Genomic DNA, 15,513 nt, shown 5'->3' on the forward strand with positions numbered 1-15,513 from the left:
CCGCCAGGTCGCCCCGGCCGGGGAGGCCGCGGCCGACGCACCCTGCTGACCACCGCGACTCCGTTCCGACTCTTCGCCGTCGAACTTCCCCGCGTGGGCCGACGGGTGACCCGGCGCCCGCACGCCGCCCACGGCAGCGACGGGAGTACGGCCGCGGAGCGACTCGATGCTGCGCTACCGGCCTTTCCACGCGGGTGCCGGACTCCTGGCTGCCGCTGCTCCCCACGGCCACACGGCGGTGACGTCCATCATCCGCCGCGCGAACTCCGCGTGCGAGGTCCCCGCGCCGTCGGTCCCTGCACTGGGCCGAGATCCTGCGCCGCTCCGGCTACCCCTCACCGAGACCGCCGCCGACCGCCGTGTCGGCGAACACCGTGTCAGCGCCCGCCTGGTGGGCCTCGACCTCGGCGATGGGACTTCGACACTCACATGATCACCGGCATCGTGCCTGCACTGCGTTCGCTCCTGTACGAACGGGATGTCCAACCCAACTCCCCTCCGCGCGCGGTACGGCGCTCCGGACGGATCGCGATCACGCAACGGCTCCCGGGGATCGGTCGGCCCGTTTCCGCTGAACACCTATGCTGCGGTGAGGTGATGGGAGACACGTATGCGTAAGCCCGGCAGTCGGATACTGGCCTGGGGATCGGCGTCGGTGTGGGTGATGGGGGCCGTGGTGGCATGTGGTCACCCGGACTCGGCGGCGGACGACGCCTCCCGGGGCGCCTCGCAGGATTCCTCGGAGTACACCTCCGAGCTGCGGAAGAGCGACCTTCCCTGGAACGGCGGTCGCAGTCCCTACAACGCCGAGGTGAAACTCGACGACGGTCGCCGGGTGGCCATGTACTACCTGCGGAACAGAGGGCTCGTCGAGCAGCACTACAGTCCTCGCGCGAAGGCGTGGACCGAAGCGACGGTCATCCACCGCACCGAGGCCGACGCATGCCAGGGCATCGAGCTCCGGGCAATGGGCGGGACCGTCGCGGCGATCGCGGACTTCGGCCCCTACTGCAACGACGGAGAACCCCCGGCGGAGTCCATCGCGGCCGTCGGCGTGGACAGCCTGACCAAGTGGGACATCAACGTCACGAAGGATTTCGACGGTTGGGAGCGGGCTACCGTCTCCGACGACGGGAGCGAGGTCGTCTTCAAGAGGAACACCACCCTGCGATGGAGCCGTGCCGACGGGTTTGACGATCTGTAGCCGACGTTGGGCCCAGGGCCCCTGGTCGGCCGGTCGGCGTGGCGTGCGGTGCGGCAGGAACCCGGTGAACGGGCTCTTGGCCGTGAGGTAGCGCACCTTTCTGCTCACCCTGCCCAAGCGCTCTGGTGCGGGATGCCGCCGTAGTTGTGCTCGTGGCGCTGTTCACTCTGGCCGGAATGCCGTGGGGGCGCTGCATGTGCACGTTCGTGACGCCGAGGCCTTGATGTTGGTGCCCTCGGTGGGCCGTTGCTGTACGGGAGTGTGAGACCGGCGTCGACGGGTCAGTCCCCAGTGCCTACCGAACCAGGAACGTTTCACCTGGGCGTCCACCGGCTCGGACGCATGCCGTACACGCCGCCGGGACCCGGCCTGCGGATGTGTTGCGTCAGCGGGAGTGGCCGAGTTGGGTGAGGGCCAGGTCGAGCATGTCGGCGAAGAAGTCGGCCGCGGTGGTGTCGAGGCACAGAGGTGGCTTGATCTTGAGGATGTTGAGGTGGTCCCCGGTGGGCTGGACGATCACGCCGAGGTCGAGCATGCGGTCGCAGAGTTCGGCGGTCTCTTCCGTGGCGGGTTCCAGGCCGGCGCGGTCCCGGACGAGTTCGAGTCCGAGGTAGAGGCCCGAGCCGTGGACGGCGCCGATGATGTCGTAGCGGTCACCCAGTGCTTCGAGCCGGCCTCTCAGATGCTCGCCGACGCGCGCCGCGTTGCCTTGGAGATCCTCGTCGCGCAGGGCGTCCAGAACGGTGAGCCCCACCATGCTGGAGACGGGGCTGCCGCCGGTGGAGGAGAAGAAGTAGCCCTGGTCGCGGTACCGGTCCGCGACCGCCCGAGACGTGATGACGGCGCCGAGAGGGTGTCCGTTGCCCATGGCCTTGGCGACACAGACGACGTCGGGGACGACCTGCTGCTGCTCGAAGCCCCAGAACCAGTGTCCCAGGCGGCCGTATCCGACCTGGACCTCGTCGGCGACGGCCAGGCCGCCGTGACGCCGTACCGCCGCGTACACCTGAGCGAGATAACCGTCGGGAAGGGCGACTCCTCCGGCGTTGCCGTAGAAGGTCTCGCCGATGAATGCTCCCGCCGGACGGCCGGCGGCGGCCAGTTCGTCGATCACCGCGACGGCCTCGGGTGCGTAACGCACGGCATCCGCCCCGCGGTGGCGGCCGCGGTAGGAGTTGGGCGAGTCCACGGTGTGCACCCAGCTGGGGCGGGTGGCCAGGGCGTTGGGGTTGTCCTGGAGCGAGGTGGAGACCGCGTCGGAGGCGTACGTCCAGCCGTGGTACGCCTCGCGCAGCGCGACGACGTCGTGCCTGCCGGAGGCTCCGATGGCCAGGCGAAGGCCCAGGTCCACCGCCTCCGAACCGGAGTTGACGAGGAACACCGTGTCCAGAGGATCGGGGAGAAGGGCGGCGAGGCGTTCGGTGAACTCCACCACGGAGGCGTAGTGGAAACGCGAGTTGGTGTTGAGACGCCGCAACTGCCGGGAGACCGCCTGCTCGACGCGGGGGTGGGCGTGGCCCAACGGGGTGACGTTGTTGACGATGTCGAGGTACGACCGGCCGTCGGTGGACAGGAGATGGTGACGCCAGCCACGTTCGATGCGAGGAGGGTCGGCGTAGTAGTGCTCCTGCACGGTGGCGAACGCGGCGTCACGCCGGTCGAGCAGGTCCCTCTCGCGCGTACGGTCGTAGGCGGCCGGGAGGCCGAGGAGCGGGGCGGGGTCGGCGGTGAGCGCGAGCCAGCCGGCTGCGTACTCGGGGCGGACCAGGCGTGGCGCGGCGGGGCTGTCGGCGGCGCGCAGGGCAACGTGGACCGAGGCGCCGGGGCTGAGGTGGGTGATGTCGTCTCCCGCCCGCACCGTCGCACCGGTGGTGACCACGGGCTGGATCGCGCGGGGAAAGGTCAGCGACAGCGTGTGCGTGCCGTAGGTGAGTTCCACGTGGCCCGGCGCCGCAGCGAGGACCTTTCCCGCGGCGGGCATCTGCACCACGGCATACCGGCCGAGCCAGAGGTCCATTCCGGTGGGCACCGTGGCCGTGGACACCGCCGACAGCGCCGATGTCCGAGTGAGTCGCGCACGGGCGTACCGGGTGGCGACGGCGGCCGCTCCGTCGGCCAGCGCGGAGGTCACCAGCCGGTCCTCGGTGCCGGCGTCCATCCAGGCTCCGTGGTCCATGGAATCGGCGTCGGTGGACAGGTCGAGGAGGGTGATGTCGTCGGCGACGAGGTCCCGCAGGAGCGGGCGCACCGGCGCATCGGTCCGGGCAGTGCGGGCAGTGCGGGCAGGCGACGCGTCGGCCGTGCCGGTCGCGTCACTGATGAGGCGGGTCATCACGGGCAGGGGCAGCCAGGTGGCCTGTTCGAAGACGCGCCATTCGCGGTCGAGCGCGGCCCTGGCATAGGCGTTGTCCCCGTCGACGGCGGCCTGGTGCCGCCCGCTGGCCACCAGGACTGCGGCGCGCAGGACCACGAGCGGCCACACCGCCTCGGCTTCCTCGGGTGAGAGCGGCCGCACGGCGTGGAAGGCGCGGACGGCCGGCAGCACGTGGTGAGGCTCGATACCGTCGTGGTGGAGTATCGAGGACAGTGACACGGCGAGTTCGCCGACCGCCCAGCTCGTGGTCACGTCACCGAAGTCGATGACCCCGTCCGGCATGGGCGGACGGCTGTCGGGGCAGCGGATCAGGTTGTCGTCGGTGAGGTCCAGGTGCACGGCCTGCGACGGCAGCGCGGCGGCGAGCTTCTGGACATGCGCCCAGGCTTCGGCGGTCGATGTCTGGACGGCGGTGCGCCGGTCGGGTTCGTCGATGTGCCCGGCGAGCTTGGCGACGACACGATCGGCGTGCTGCGGGTCCCACTGGAGTACGCGGTCGAGGCCCGGGTGCCGGAAGTCGCGCAGGGCGGTGCTGACCTTTCCGGCGATCGTGCCCATGCCCGCCACGGTGCCGGGGGACAGGTGCCGTGGTCCTGAGAGCGTGCCGCCGGGCAGGTAGCGCAGCAGGCGTGCGACGGCGGGACCGCTCTCGGTGTCCACCGTCGTGCGCCGCGGGGAGCCGTCGGGGCTGCGCAGGACCGTGGCGACGCGCAGTTCCGGACGGGCCGAGGCGATCAGGTCTGCTGCCGCGTCCTGGGCTTCGATCTCCACCGTGTCGAAGGCGGGGTTGGCGATCTTCAGAATCGTCGCGGGCGTCCCGTCGTCGGCGTGCAGCAGGAAGTTGGCGTCCTGCTGGCTGCCCAGCGCCTGCGCGCGAGCGGTGATGCCGAGGTGTTCGGCGGCGATGAGCTCAGCCTCGGCCGCCGTCGTGCGGGGCGCGGGAAGGGCGCCCTCGGTGAAGAAGTCGATCGTGCGGTACTCGTCGGGCAGCATGCGGGTTCCTCGGTTGGTACGGGCAGGCAGGGCTCGGACGCTCGGATGCCTCAGTCGACGTGCCACAGGAAGCGGTGCGTGTGAATCGCGAAGTAGGGGAAGTTCTCCACGGATGCGACCCCCTCGACGGGCCGCACGACATCGTTGATGAAGTCCAGAAGATCCCGAGGCTGAGGGCACACCACCTCCACGAACAGATCGAAGCCGCCGGCCGTCAGGACCGTGTACACGACCTCGTCGTGCCGGGACAGTTCATCGGCGACCGCCCGGGGATCACCGTCGATGCGCAGGCCCAGCAGCGCCATTGTCTGCTGGCCCATGGTCATCGGGTCGGTCACTCCGACGACCTGTACCGCATGGGTGTCGATCAGCCGCTGCAGCCGGTGCCTCGCGGCCGAGGGTGACAACCCCACCTTCGGACCCAGATCGGCGTAAGGGATCCGGCCGTCGACCTGCAGCTCCCGCAGGATGGCCCGGTCGATGTCGTCCATGAGGCACCTCTCCCTCCTGCGTGAACGGCAGGCACCGTGCTCGTTTCAAGCACCATGACGGATAAATGTGCTTGATTCAAGTGTGATGACGATGGAATCTAGCGTATGCGCGGCTTCTGAATCGGCTGCCCCGCCTTCAATCTCTGCGAAGTGTCAGGAGCAGGCAGTTGGACCGTCTTCCGTTCCCGACTCGTCCGCGACCGCGCTCGCCCCTCTGTTGTCGAGACAGTGACCGGAGGGACGGCCGGTGGCCACGGCCACCCCGGTGACCGGGCCCTGAGCGATCCGCTCGACATCAGTCGCATAGGCTGGTTCCTTGTCGCCGGTAAGGAGACGCAGGTTGCGGCAGCGTGTGCGCTCGCCGTCCGTCCGAGGAAGGCGTTCGCGTGGCAGTTGCTGGGGGGCGGTCGCCGAAGCGGCTCCAGCGGGGAACCCTTTCCCAGGGGCTCATCGTGGAGACCGCGCTGCGGATCCTCGACGAGGACGGGCCGGACGCGCTGACCTTCCAGCGGCTCGGCAAGGAGCTGTCCTCCTCCGCGACCGCGGTCTACCGGTACTTCGCGAGTCGCGACCACATCATGGTGGCCGTCGCGGATGAGCTGGACAGGATCTCCCTGGAGGGGTACGAGCCGCACGAGTCGTGGGCCGAGTCGCTGCGGGACCTGGCAGTCCGTGCCTGGGACACCGCGCTGGACCACCCGGCGGCAGCCGCGCTCTGCATGGGGAGAGTCACCCGGGGCGTTCACGAGCTGCGTGCCGTCGACGCCTGCCTGGAAGCGTTCCACCGCGGCGGCTGGCGCGGCCGGGCGGCCGTCCTGTACTACCAGGCGTTCTCGAACTTCCTCCTCGCCGTCGCGAGCAACAACGCCTGGCGACTCGTCAACCAGCGGTTCGGCGCGGAGACGAACTGGGTGCAGGAGTACCAGCCGGCGGATCCTGACGCGTACCCCTACGCCGAGGCGGCGAAGGAGCACCTGCGCAGCATCGACATGACCGACGTCTTCCACCGGCAGATCGACATCGTCCTCGCGGCCCTTGAGGCAGAAGCGGCGGCGCTCCCGCGCGACTGACGCGCGACGCTCCCGCGGGACTGACACGCGTCTGTCTTCGCGGCCATCACCCAGTAGCGATCGCGCCGCCGAAATCGGCGGCAGGACTGGCACGCGCAAAGATAGTTAACGCTATTGACTACGCCGTTCACTTGGCGGCATCCTCTCCACACCGAGTGCTCCACGGCTCGTTCACATGCGGCGTCCAACGAGCGCCGCGCGCACCGCCTCCGCCCCGAACTGCTCGCGCTCGTCCCGCCCGATCCCGCGCGACCTGCGCAGAGCGCGACATCCTCTCCAGGAGCACCCATGCGCCAGACCCGTACCCGCGCGGTCCCCGTGACCGCAGCCGTCGCCATGACGGCCGTACTCGCCGGCTGTACCACCACGGGATCGACGTCCGGAGACCCGAGCGGCGGCGGTGCCGCCGCGGCGGCGAGGATCCGGACGACGATCGACGTACCGGCGGGCTTCGACCCGGCCAAGGCCCTGTCCCTGCCGGACTACCAGCTCGCCCGGAACAGTTACGACACCCTCGTGCGCAAGGACGACGGCGGGCTCGTCGGCGGGCTCGCCACCAAGTGGAAGAACACACCGACGTCGGCCACGTTCACCCTGCGCGCCGACGCGACCTGCGCCGACGGGACGCCGATCACGCCGACGGTCGTCAAGGGCTCCCTGGACCGCTACATCGACCCGAAGACGGCGGCGCCCGATCTCCCCACGGTCTTCGGCCCCGGCAACAAGGTGAAAGTGACCGCCGACGACGCGGCGCGCACGGTGAAGATCACGCTCACCAGGCCGTGGGGCGACATGGTCACCGGCCTGTCGGTCGCCAGCACGGGCATCGTCTGCCCGGCGGGACTCAAGGACCTCAAAGCCCTGGCCGCCGGTAAGGCCAAGGGCTCCCAGTCCGGCCCGTACCTTCTTGAGAAGTCCCAGTCCGGCGTCTCGTACTCCTACACGCTTCGCCCGGAGTACAAGGCATGGCCGGCCTGGCGCACGAAGATCTCCGGCAAGGTCGCCTCGACGCTGGAGTACCTCGTCTCGCCCGACCCCACGGCGACCGGCAATCTCGTGACGAGCGGCCAGCTGGACATCGGCAAGATCGACGCCTCCGGCATCCCGCGCTTCGACGGCGTGGGCGGCCACAGTGTGAGCATCAGCCGGTTCTCCGACTTCTACCTGCTCTTCAACGAACGACCCGGCACGGTCTTCGCGGACGTCGCCGCCCGCCGGGCCGTCGCCCAGGCCGTCGACCGCGCCGCCTTCACCAAGGTCGTCTCGAAGGACACGGGTGAGCCGTCGACGATGTTCGTGCAGAAGGGCGTCCCCTGCAACGACCCCGGCACCTCCTTCCTCGTACCGAAGGACAAGGCCGCGGCGGCCGGCGTGCTCAAGGGCAAGAAGATTCGCCTCGTCGGCCCCCAGGTCGTCGGGCCGGCCGACGCCGGAAACCAGTACATACAGGAGGCGCTGCGGGCCGCGGGCGCGGACGTCACCCTCGCCAACGTCGACGTCGGGGCCTGGGTCGGGACCGTGTTCGGCAAGCCCGACGCCTGGGACCTCACGGTCTTCGCCGACCTCAACTTCCTCGGCAGCCTCGCCAACCCGCTCGCCCACTTCGTGGGCGCGACCGTTCCCGAAGGCGGCGGCAACCTCGGCGCGGTGAAGAACCCCGCAGTGAACAAGGCCTTCGCCCAGGGTTCCGAGGCGACGACCGAAGAGGCCCGCTGCGCCGCGTACCAGAAGGCCGCCAAGGCCCTGATCTCGCAGGCGGACGCGGTGCCGCTGGTCAACGACCCGTTCATCTACGCACTGCGCAAGGGATTCAGCGCACAGATGCTCGGCGGCTCGCTCGACGACCCCATCCTGCGCGTCACCGGCTGACGGACGGGCCGCCCGCACACGGCGGAGACCCACGTGTGCCGGACCGGCCGTCCGGCACACGGAATCCCCGCGCCGCCCCGGCGCCCCGCACCGAGCCCCTTGCACTTTCTGACAGGAGCCCCCTGGTGATCGACCCTTTCAGCACCGCCCAGCAGATCGCCGACCTCGTACGCACCAAAGAGGTCAGCCCGGTGGAGGTGGCCGAGACCTACCTCGACCGCATCGAGCGGATCAACCCCGCCGTCAACGCCGTCGTCTGGCTCGACGCCGACGCCGTGCGCGCGGCGGCCGTCCGGGCGGAGCAGGCGGTGCTGCGCGGCGATCCGCTCGGCCCGTTGCACGGCGTCCCCGTCCCCATCAAGGACCTCAGCTCCCTCGCGGGACAACCCAACACGATGTCCTCACTGGCGATCCGGGACACCCCGCAGACCGTCACGGACCCCGACGTCCAGCTCCTCCTCGACGCCGGCGCGATCCCCCTCGGCCGGACGAACTCGCCGGAGTTCGGCGCTCTGACCGTCTCCGAGAACGCCCGGCACGGCAAGACACGCAACCCGTGGAACCTGGCACACACCTCCGGCGGGTCGAGCGGCGGCGCGTCGGCGGCCGTCGCGGCCGGGCTCGCCCCGGTGGCGCACGCCGGCGACGGCGGCGGATCGATCCGGGTCCCGGCGTCCGTCACCGGCCTCGTGGGCCTCAAGCCGAGCCGGGGACGCGTGCCCGAGTTCGTCCGGGGCTGGGAACACTCGACGACCTCAGGAGCGATCACCCGCACCGTGCGCGACGCGGCCCTCATGCTCGACGTCATGGGCCGTGCCGACCGGCTCGCCTGGTACAGCGCGCCCGAACCGGACCGCCCGTACATCGAGGAGGTCGGCGCCGATCCCGGGCGGCTGCGGATCGGCCTGCTCCTCGACGCGCCGACCGGGCTGCCGGTCGACGAGGAGTGCCGAACGGCGGCGCTGACGGCCGCACAGGCACTGCGCGACCTGGGACACGACGTCGTCGAGGCACGCCCGAAGATGTTCTCGTACGAGGCGATCATGGGCTTCACCTGGACGATCATCAGTGCCTCCACCTACGCAATCGAGGTCGACGATCCCGACGCGGTGGACCCCTACATCCGGCGCCGCCGGGAAACCGCCCTTGAGGCCACCGCGGGCGACTACGCCCGGACGGCCGCGCTCCTGCAGGCCGAGTCGCGCGGCGTGGTCGCCCAGTGGGGCAGGGACTTCGACGTTCTCCTCACCCCGACCACGGCGGTCGTGGCGCCGCCGGTCGGCCCCGTGTACGAGGAGGCGAACGCCGACCCGGACGGCCCGCGGGCCACCGAGACCCGGATGGTCTCGTTCACCGCGTTCGTCAACATCGCGGGACTGCCCGCCATCTCGCTGCCCGTCCACACGACCGCGGACGGACTGCCGGTCGGCGCGCAGCTCATCGGCGCGCCCTACGACGAGGCGACGCTGCTGCGCCTGTCCGCCCAGCTCGAACCGCGGTTCCGCTGGCACGAGCGGCACCCGGACGACGCGGCACTCGCGGGGGCGCTGTGAGCGCCGGGTCCGCGGTCCCGACCGGGCCGCTGACGGCCGCACCCGTCAGGCGCGCTCCCCGGCTGCGGTTGCGCGGTGGCTGGGCCGGGTTCGCCGTCCGCCGGGCGGGCGGACTGCTGATGTCCATGCTGCTGCTCGTCCTCGTGACGTTCCTCATCGTGCCCCTGCTGCCCGGGGATCCGGCCCGCGCGATCGCCGGCACCAGCTCGTCCCCGGCCACGCTCGCGGCGATACGCGAACGACTGGGCCTCGACGAGCCGCTGGCGACACGGTTCGTCCACTACCTCGGCGACATCGCGTCCGGACGGCTCGGCACCTCGTTCCGGTTCGACACCCCCGTCGCGGACATCATCGCGACCCGGTTGCCGTACACCGTCCAGCTCGTCATCCCGGCCGTCCTGCTCTCCCTGGCCATCGCCGTCCCGCTGGGCATGACCGTCGGTGTCCTCACCCGTGACGGGCGCCGCCGCCGGCTCGGCGTCGGATTCGGCACGCTCGCCGGGCTCCTCGCGTCGGCGCCGGTCTACGTCGTCGCGACGCTCCTCATCGTCCTGTTCTCGATCAGCCTCGGGCTGCTGCCGTCCGGCGGCGCCACGACACCGAGCGCGCTCGTCCTGCCGATCGCCGCGCTCTGCATCGGCCCGGCCTTCGCCATCGCCCGGGTCGTCCGGCAGGAGACGGCCTCCGTGCTCGCCCAGGACTACATGAGGACCGCCCGCGGCCACCGCCTGGGACCCGTGCGTCTCCACCTGCGCCATGCGCTGCCCAACCTGGTGACGAGTGTCCTCACCCTGAGCGGTCTCGTCCTCACGTCCCTGCTCGGCGGGACGATCATCCTGGAGAACGTCTTCACCTACCCAGGACTCGGCACCGAGGTCGTCCAGGCGATCATCTACAAGGACTATCCGGTGATCCAGGGCATCATCCTCGTCGTCGGCATGCTCGCCCTGCTCGTCAACCTCCTCGTCGACGTCGTCCTCGGGATCGTCGACCCCCGCACACTCGAGGGAGGTCGTCGTGGCCACTGACACGACCGCGCGCCGATGGCGCCGCAACCCGTCGCTGCTGTCCGGCGCCGTGATCCTCGGACTGCTCCTCCTCGTCGCCCTCATGGCCCCGCCGCTGCTGAGCGGCTCCGCCGAGACGCTCACCGGCGACACCCGGCTGGGGCCCGGTGCCGAGCATTTCCTCGGCACCGACGCCTTCGGCCGTGACGTCCTCGCCCGGGCGCTCGTCGCGACCCGGCTCACGCTGCTCATGGCCGCCGCCGCCACCGCCGCCTCGTTCGTCGTCGGCGTCGCGATCGGCGCGCTGGTCCACCTCGCACCGGGGTGGCTGCGCGAGACCTGTCTGCGGCTCATCGACTCGGCGGTGGCCTTCCCCTCGCTCGTCCTCGCCCTCGTCATCGCGGCGGTGCTCGGACCGGGCATGGGGTCCGCGATCGTCGCGATCGCCGTCGCCGGCGTCCCCGGGTTCGCACGTCTGACGGCGAATCTCGCCGCGACCGTCGCGGACAAGGACTACGTCCTCACCGCACGCCTGCTCGGCGTTCCCGGCCTGCGCATCCTGGGCCGACATGTCCTGCCGAACATCAGCGGGCCGCTGCTGGTGCTCCTCAGTTCGAGCTTCACCCTGTCCCTGCTCGACATCAGCAGCCTGTCGTTCGTCGGCCTCGGTGTGCAGAACCCGCAGTACGACTGGGGCCGGCTGCTCAACGAGGCGCTGCCGTCGATCTTCGCCCAGCCGTCGCTCGTCCTCGCTCCGTCGATCATGCTCATCGTCACCGGTGTCGGCGCCATGCTCCTCGGAGACGGCGTGGCCTCTCTCGTCGACCCGCGAACCCGCGGCACGGCGCCCGCACCGGCCAGGACGGCGGACCCCACGGGACCGGCCGCCCCGGCACAGGACGGCGCGACGCAGGCGCCTCAGACGTCGGGCGGTGCGGTGGCAGTGGCCGGCACGGAGCCGGACGGCCTGCTGACCGTCGCCGGGCTGACCGTGCGGGCCGGCGAACGGACACTCGTCGACGACGTGTCGTTCACCATCGGGGCCGGCCAGATCGTCGGCCTCGTGGGGGAGTCGGGATCGGGCAAGTCCACCATCGCCATGGCGGTCGCGGGCCTGCTCCCCGAGGGCGTGCGGGCGAACGCGTCACGCCTTGCTCTCGGCGACCTCGACCTGCTCGCGACACCGCAGGAGCACCGCCTCGCGACCGAGATCGGCATCGTCTACCAGGACCCGATCGGCACGTTCAACCCCGCACTGAGGCTCGGCACCCAGCTCACCGAGGTGGCCAGGGTGCATCTGGGGACACCCAGGCGTCAGGCCGCGCAGGACATGGTCCGCGCCCTGGCCGACATCCACGTCACCGAGCCGGACCGGCGACTGCGCCAGCATCCGCACGAGCTGAGCGGCGGCATGCTCCAACGCGCCTCGATCGCCTCCGCGATGACGACGAACCCGCGGCTGCTCATCGCCGACGAGCCGACGACGGCCCTCGACGTCACTGTCCAGGCGGAGGTGCTGCGCCAGTTCCGGCGCATCAACCGCGAGCACGGGACGGCGATGCTGTTCATCTCGCACGACATCGGCGTGGTCGGCGTGCTCTGCGACACCGTCCTGGTGCTCCACGGCGGCCGGGTCGTCGACCGCACCACGGGCGGAGACCTGCGCCGAGGGACGGTCACCCACCCGTACACCCGCGCGTTGCTCGCGGCGACGCCCGCCGCTGTCGAGGCCGGTGCAACCCTCAGCGCCGTCCGGTGGACGGCCGACGCGCACGCGCCACAGCCGGGCGGGGCGCCGTCGGACGACCTCTCCGACACAGCCGCGGACCGCTCCCCGGCCGCGGAAGGGAGCCACTGATGTCCGCCACCGCCACCACACCGGACCCGCAGGCGGCCACCGCGCTGCTGCGTGTCGAGGACCTCACCGTCGAGCTCGGCCACGGCGTCGCGGCCCGCAGAGTGCTCAAGGGAGTCTCGTTCGACATCCCCCGGGGCAGCACCCTCGCACTCGTCGGAGAGTCCGGGTCGGGCAAGACGACGCTCGCCCGGACGCTCGTCGGTGTCCACAGGCCGTCGAGCGGCCGGATCCTCGTGGACGGCGCCACGCTGCGCACCTCGCGCGGACGGGCGCGGGCCGCGACGGTCCAGATGATCCCGCAGGACCCGTACTCCTCGTTCGACCCGCGGCGCACCGTCGCGCAGTCGCTCGCCGAGGCACTCGATCCGGTCCGGGCCAGGGTCGGACCGGCCCGGGACCGGATCGCCGAGCTGCTCGGCCAGGTGAGCCTCGACCCGGACAGCATGGACCGCTACCCGCACGAGTTCTCCGGCGGCCAACGGCAGCGGCTGGCGATCGCACGGGCCCTCGCACCCGGTCCCCGGTTCGTCATCGCCGACGAGATAACCTCGGCCCTCGACCTGACGACCCAGGCCGAGATCCTCAACCTGCTCGCCGATCTGCGCCGGCGGCTCTCGCTCACGATGCTGTTCATCTCACACGACCTGGCCGTCGTGAGGCACGTGAGCGACTCGGTCGCGGTCCTGCTGCACGGGGACCTCGTCGAACTCGGCCCGACCGGAGCCACCTTCGCCGAGCCGGACCATCCGTACACTGCTCGACTCCTCGCGTCCGTACCGGGCGACCCGAGGTTCCGCCTCGACGATCAGTCCGCCACGGCGTGAACCACCGGACGCGGTGCGGCTTCGCACCCGCCGACCGGCCCATGCCGGTCGGCGGACCGTACAGCTCTGTGGGCGCGGACCTCGCCGGCCGTCAGCACCTTCGACGCAAGGGAATTGACCGCTTCCTCCGCGCCGGACAGCCGCCTCTGCTGCTTCTCGACGACCTCCGGCTCGAACGAGCCGGCCCGATCGCGGGGACGGCTGTCTTCGTCAACAACGCCCGCCGCACGCGACGGGCGGGCCGACCAGTCGGCCGCGGGATCCTGACCCGGGCCGAGCCAGGCTGGTGCACCGTGGCTCGGCCGTGGTCGACCGACAGCCCTACGACCTGCCCGCTTGCCCCGCACGAAACGACGATCGGGCGACAGGTCTCATCTCCCGTTTCGGATCCTGTAATGGAATCCGACCCTGATCCGGCTGTTACGGGCCCGTGAGCTGCGTCTTGCAGGCTTGCGCCATGCGCCTGCGCCCTCGCTGCCCTGTTGTCGTGTCGGTCTGTCTCTGCCTGACCACCCTGCTGGTCACCGGCTGCTCGGGCGACGGCGGGAAGTCGGCGCCACTGCCCCCTTCCCCCGCCCAGCGGGACGACGGCGAGGTCAATCGGGACGACGTGAACGGCGACGGGTACGCCGACGCGGTCGTCAACGGCTGGTACAAGGAGCCGAAGTCGGGGGGCGACTGGCACAACAACCGATTCGTCGCCCTTGCCGCGCCCGGCGGCCCGAAGCCGGGAGAGGCCTTCCGCCTCGCGGAGCGCTACGCCAAGCCGGACCCCAGGGTCACCAGCGCGCCGATCGAGTACGACCGGTCGGTTCAGTTCACCGCTGACCTCGATGACGACGGCTACGCCGACGTCGTCGTACGCAACCTGCTGAGACACCCCAGCGGGAAGTCCAGGCTTGAGCAGCGCATCGTCTGGGGTGGCCCGGACGGCCCCACTGGCGCCACCAAGCTGCCGGCCGACGTCTTCCGGGCCACTGCTGCCGGGGACTTCGACGGCGACGGCGCCCTCGACCTGTTGACCCTCGCGGAGCCCGGCAGTGAGTACGACCGCGAGCCGCAGCCCGCCGCTGTGCTGTACGGTCCGCTCAGCCGCGACGGAGGGGTGCCCCGCAGCACATCGAGAACCGACGTGGGCCAAGAGGGCTGGGCGTCCGTGGCCCACGCGGTGGTGGGTGACTTCGACGGCGACGGCCTGGACGACCTGGTGACCAAGGCCGCATACGACGAGGAGGACGTCCGCTTCGAGGAGGACATGCCCAAAGACGTCATCGACGCCGTGTTCTACCGGGGTACAACCCACGGGCTGAGGCCCGCCGGGGCCGTACCCGGCATCACGGGCCAGGCTCCCGGCCTGGCCGACGGCGCCGTCCCCGTAGCCGCGGGGGATTTCGACGGCGACGGCCGCGCCGACATCCTCGCGCAGCGGGGTTACCGGGAAGCCGTTGCCGTCTACGGCAGCGGCAAGGGGCCCGGCCGGGGCAGGACCGAAAGCGGGCTCGGCAAACTGGACGTCGCAGGCGCCCTCGCCGTCGGCGATGTCAACGGCGACGGGCGCGACGACATCGCCACGCAGTCCCCGGGCAACGATCGCCGCATCGGCCAGGTGGCAGTGGTACTCGGCGGCGAGGACGGGCTCAGCGCGGCCCGTACCGTCAAGATCGACCGGTACGCGATCGGTCTCGGCGGCTCCCCGCAACACTCGGGTGACCGCGACTTCTTCGGCTGGGACCTGCACCTCGCCGACCTCGACACCGACGGTCACGACGAGCTGCTCGTCGGCACGTTCGGCTTCAACAAACCCCGCAAGGACGCTGGTTACTGGGTCCTGCGGGGAACGAAGGACGGGCCGTCGAAGACGGACCGCCGCTTCGTCAGAACCAAGGACTTCGGCCGCAGCTGACCTCTCCCGACCGGCCGACGTAACGTCATTGCTTCGCGCGCCATCGCCCGCGGCCGGCACGGAAGGGTACGGCCGACTCACTCACGGTCGGCCGTCCTCCCGGAGATTGCGCAGCGCGCCGAGGGCGACAACGCCACGCCATTCGGCGCTGTGCACGGCATCCAGGGGAGGAAGGGGAAGTCCCCACCTCTGGAGGATGCGGAAGTCCCCACCTCCGTCGTCCGACTGTTCGCCCTCGAACCGCCCGAGATCGGCATCGATCTGAGCGGACATGAAGAGCGCCCGGCTCGGCGGCTCCACCAAGGGCGAGAGTCCGAGTGTGGCATTGCGTGCTCGTCCTCGATGCCACCCGGGACCGGGACGGTGC

General features: G+C 70.9%; 11 protein-coding genes and 1 pseudogene. 8 read left to right on the top strand and 4 right to left on the bottom strand.

Translation table 11 applies throughout. The annotated features are described in order from the left end of the window. The first annotated feature begins 610 nt into the window (after positions 1–610). Positions 611–1,204, top strand: a complete 594-nt coding sequence (locus OG858_RS45905) for a hypothetical protein (RefSeq protein WP_256960238.1) — start codon at positions 611–613, stop codon at positions 1,202–1,204. 385 nt (positions 1,205–1,589) lie between these two features. Here OG858_RS45905 and OG858_RS45910 read toward each other — a convergent pair whose 3' ends face one another. Both OG858_RS45910 and OG858_RS45915 read right to left on the bottom strand, forming a co-directional pair. Further along, the gene (locus tag OG858_RS45910; protein ID WP_319315833.1) at positions 1,590–4,571 is read right to left on the bottom strand and encodes an aminotransferase; all 2,982 of its coding nucleotides are present in this window, start codon (positions 4,569–4,571) and stop codon (positions 1,590–1,592) included. Between the two features lie 50 nt (positions 4,572–4,621). Beyond that, a complete protein-coding gene (locus tag OG858_RS45915) occupies positions 4,622–5,062 on the bottom strand; it encodes an Lrp/AsnC family transcriptional regulator (RefSeq protein ID WP_037699991.1) in 441 nt (146 codons plus the stop codon). A 386-nt stretch (positions 5,063–5,448) separates the two neighbouring features. Here OG858_RS45915 and OG858_RS45920 point away from each other — a divergent pair, with 386 nt between their 5' ends. From OG858_RS45920 to OG858_RS45945, 6 genes are all read left to right on the top strand, one after another. Beyond that, complete coding sequence (locus OG858_RS45920; protein WP_328543766.1) at positions 5,449–6,132, top strand: TetR/AcrR family transcriptional regulator; 684 nt, start codon at positions 5,449–5,451, stop codon at positions 6,130–6,132. A gap of 288 nt (positions 6,133–6,420) precedes the next feature. Next, positions 6,421–8,001: an ABC transporter substrate-binding protein gene (locus OG858_RS45925; protein WP_328543765.1), complete on the top strand. Its 1,581-nt coding sequence runs from the start codon at positions 6,421–6,423 to the stop codon at positions 7,999–8,001. Between the two features lie 125 nt (positions 8,002–8,126). Further along, positions 8,127–9,554: an amidase gene (locus OG858_RS45930; RefSeq protein WP_328543764.1), complete on the top strand. Its 1,428-nt coding sequence runs from the start codon at positions 8,127–8,129 to the stop codon at positions 9,552–9,554. Beyond that, a complete protein-coding gene (locus OG858_RS45935; RefSeq protein WP_086747038.1) occupies positions 9,551–10,582 on the top strand; it encodes an ABC transporter permease in 1,032 nt (343 codons plus the stop codon). Before OG858_RS45930 ends, OG858_RS45935 begins: the two co-directional genes overlap by 4 nt. Continuing rightward, a complete protein-coding gene (locus OG858_RS45940) occupies positions 10,572–12,419 on the top strand; it encodes a dipeptide/oligopeptide/nickel ABC transporter permease/ATP-binding protein (RefSeq protein ID WP_319268966.1) in 1,848 nt (615 codons plus the stop codon). The genes OG858_RS45935 and OG858_RS45940 overlap by 11 nt, the downstream gene beginning before the upstream one ends. After that, complete coding sequence (locus OG858_RS45945; RefSeq protein ID WP_086747040.1) at positions 12,419–13,243, top strand: ABC transporter ATP-binding protein; 825 nt, start codon at positions 12,419–12,421, stop codon at positions 13,241–13,243. Before OG858_RS45940 ends, OG858_RS45945 begins: the two co-directional genes overlap by 1 nt. A gap of 62 nt (positions 13,244–13,305) precedes the next feature. Here the strand turns inward: OG858_RS45945 and OG858_RS45950 are convergent. Next, positions 13,306–13,440: pseudogene (locus OG858_RS45950) on the bottom strand (transposase); the annotation flags it as partial. 260 nt (positions 13,441–13,700) lie between these two features. Here OG858_RS45950 and OG858_RS45955 point away from each other — a divergent pair. Then, positions 13,701–15,146, top strand: a complete 1,446-nt coding sequence (locus OG858_RS45955; protein ID WP_086747041.1) for an FG-GAP-like repeat-containing protein — start codon at positions 13,701–13,703, stop codon at positions 15,144–15,146. An 81-nt stretch (positions 15,147–15,227) separates the two neighbouring features. Here the strand turns inward: OG858_RS45955 and OG858_RS45960 are convergent, their stop codons facing one another. Further along, positions 15,228–15,419 (bottom strand): hypothetical protein, encoded by a 192-nt coding sequence (locus OG858_RS45960; RefSeq protein ID WP_319268963.1) that lies wholly within the window; start codon positions 15,417–15,419, stop codon positions 15,228–15,230. Between the last annotated feature and the right edge of the window lie 94 nt (positions 15,420–15,513).

It is taken from the genome of Streptomyces europaeiscabiei (genome assembly GCF_036346855.1).
Taxonomy (GTDB): domain Bacteria; phylum Actinomycetota; class Actinomycetes; order Streptomycetales; family Streptomycetaceae; genus Streptomyces; species Streptomyces europaeiscabiei.

Coding starts and splice junctions, on each gene's coding strand:
- OG858_RS45955 (WP_086747041.1), top strand. CDS start 13,701: ATGCGCCTGCGCCCTCGCTGCCCTGTTGTCGTGTCGGTCTGTCTCTGC.
- OG858_RS45915 (WP_037699991.1), bottom strand. CDS start 5,062: ATGGACGACATCGACCGGGCCATCCTGCGGGAGCTGCAGGTCGACGGC.
- OG858_RS45905 (WP_256960238.1), top strand. CDS start 611: ATGCGTAAGCCCGGCAGTCGGATACTGGCCTGGGGATCGGCGTCGGTG.
- OG858_RS45910 (WP_319315833.1), bottom strand. CDS start 4,571: ATGCTGCCCGACGAGTACCGCACGATCGACTTCTTCACCGAGGGCGCC.
- OG858_RS45925 (WP_328543765.1), top strand. CDS start 6,421: ATGCGCCAGACCCGTACCCGCGCGGTCCCCGTGACCGCAGCCGTCGCC.
- OG858_RS45960 (WP_319268963.1), bottom strand. CDS start 15,419: ATGTCCGCTCAGATCGATGCCGATCTCGGGCGGTTCGAGGGCGAACAG.
- OG858_RS45945 (WP_086747040.1), top strand. CDS start 12,419: ATGTCCGCCACCGCCACCACACCGGACCCGCAGGCGGCCACCGCGCTG.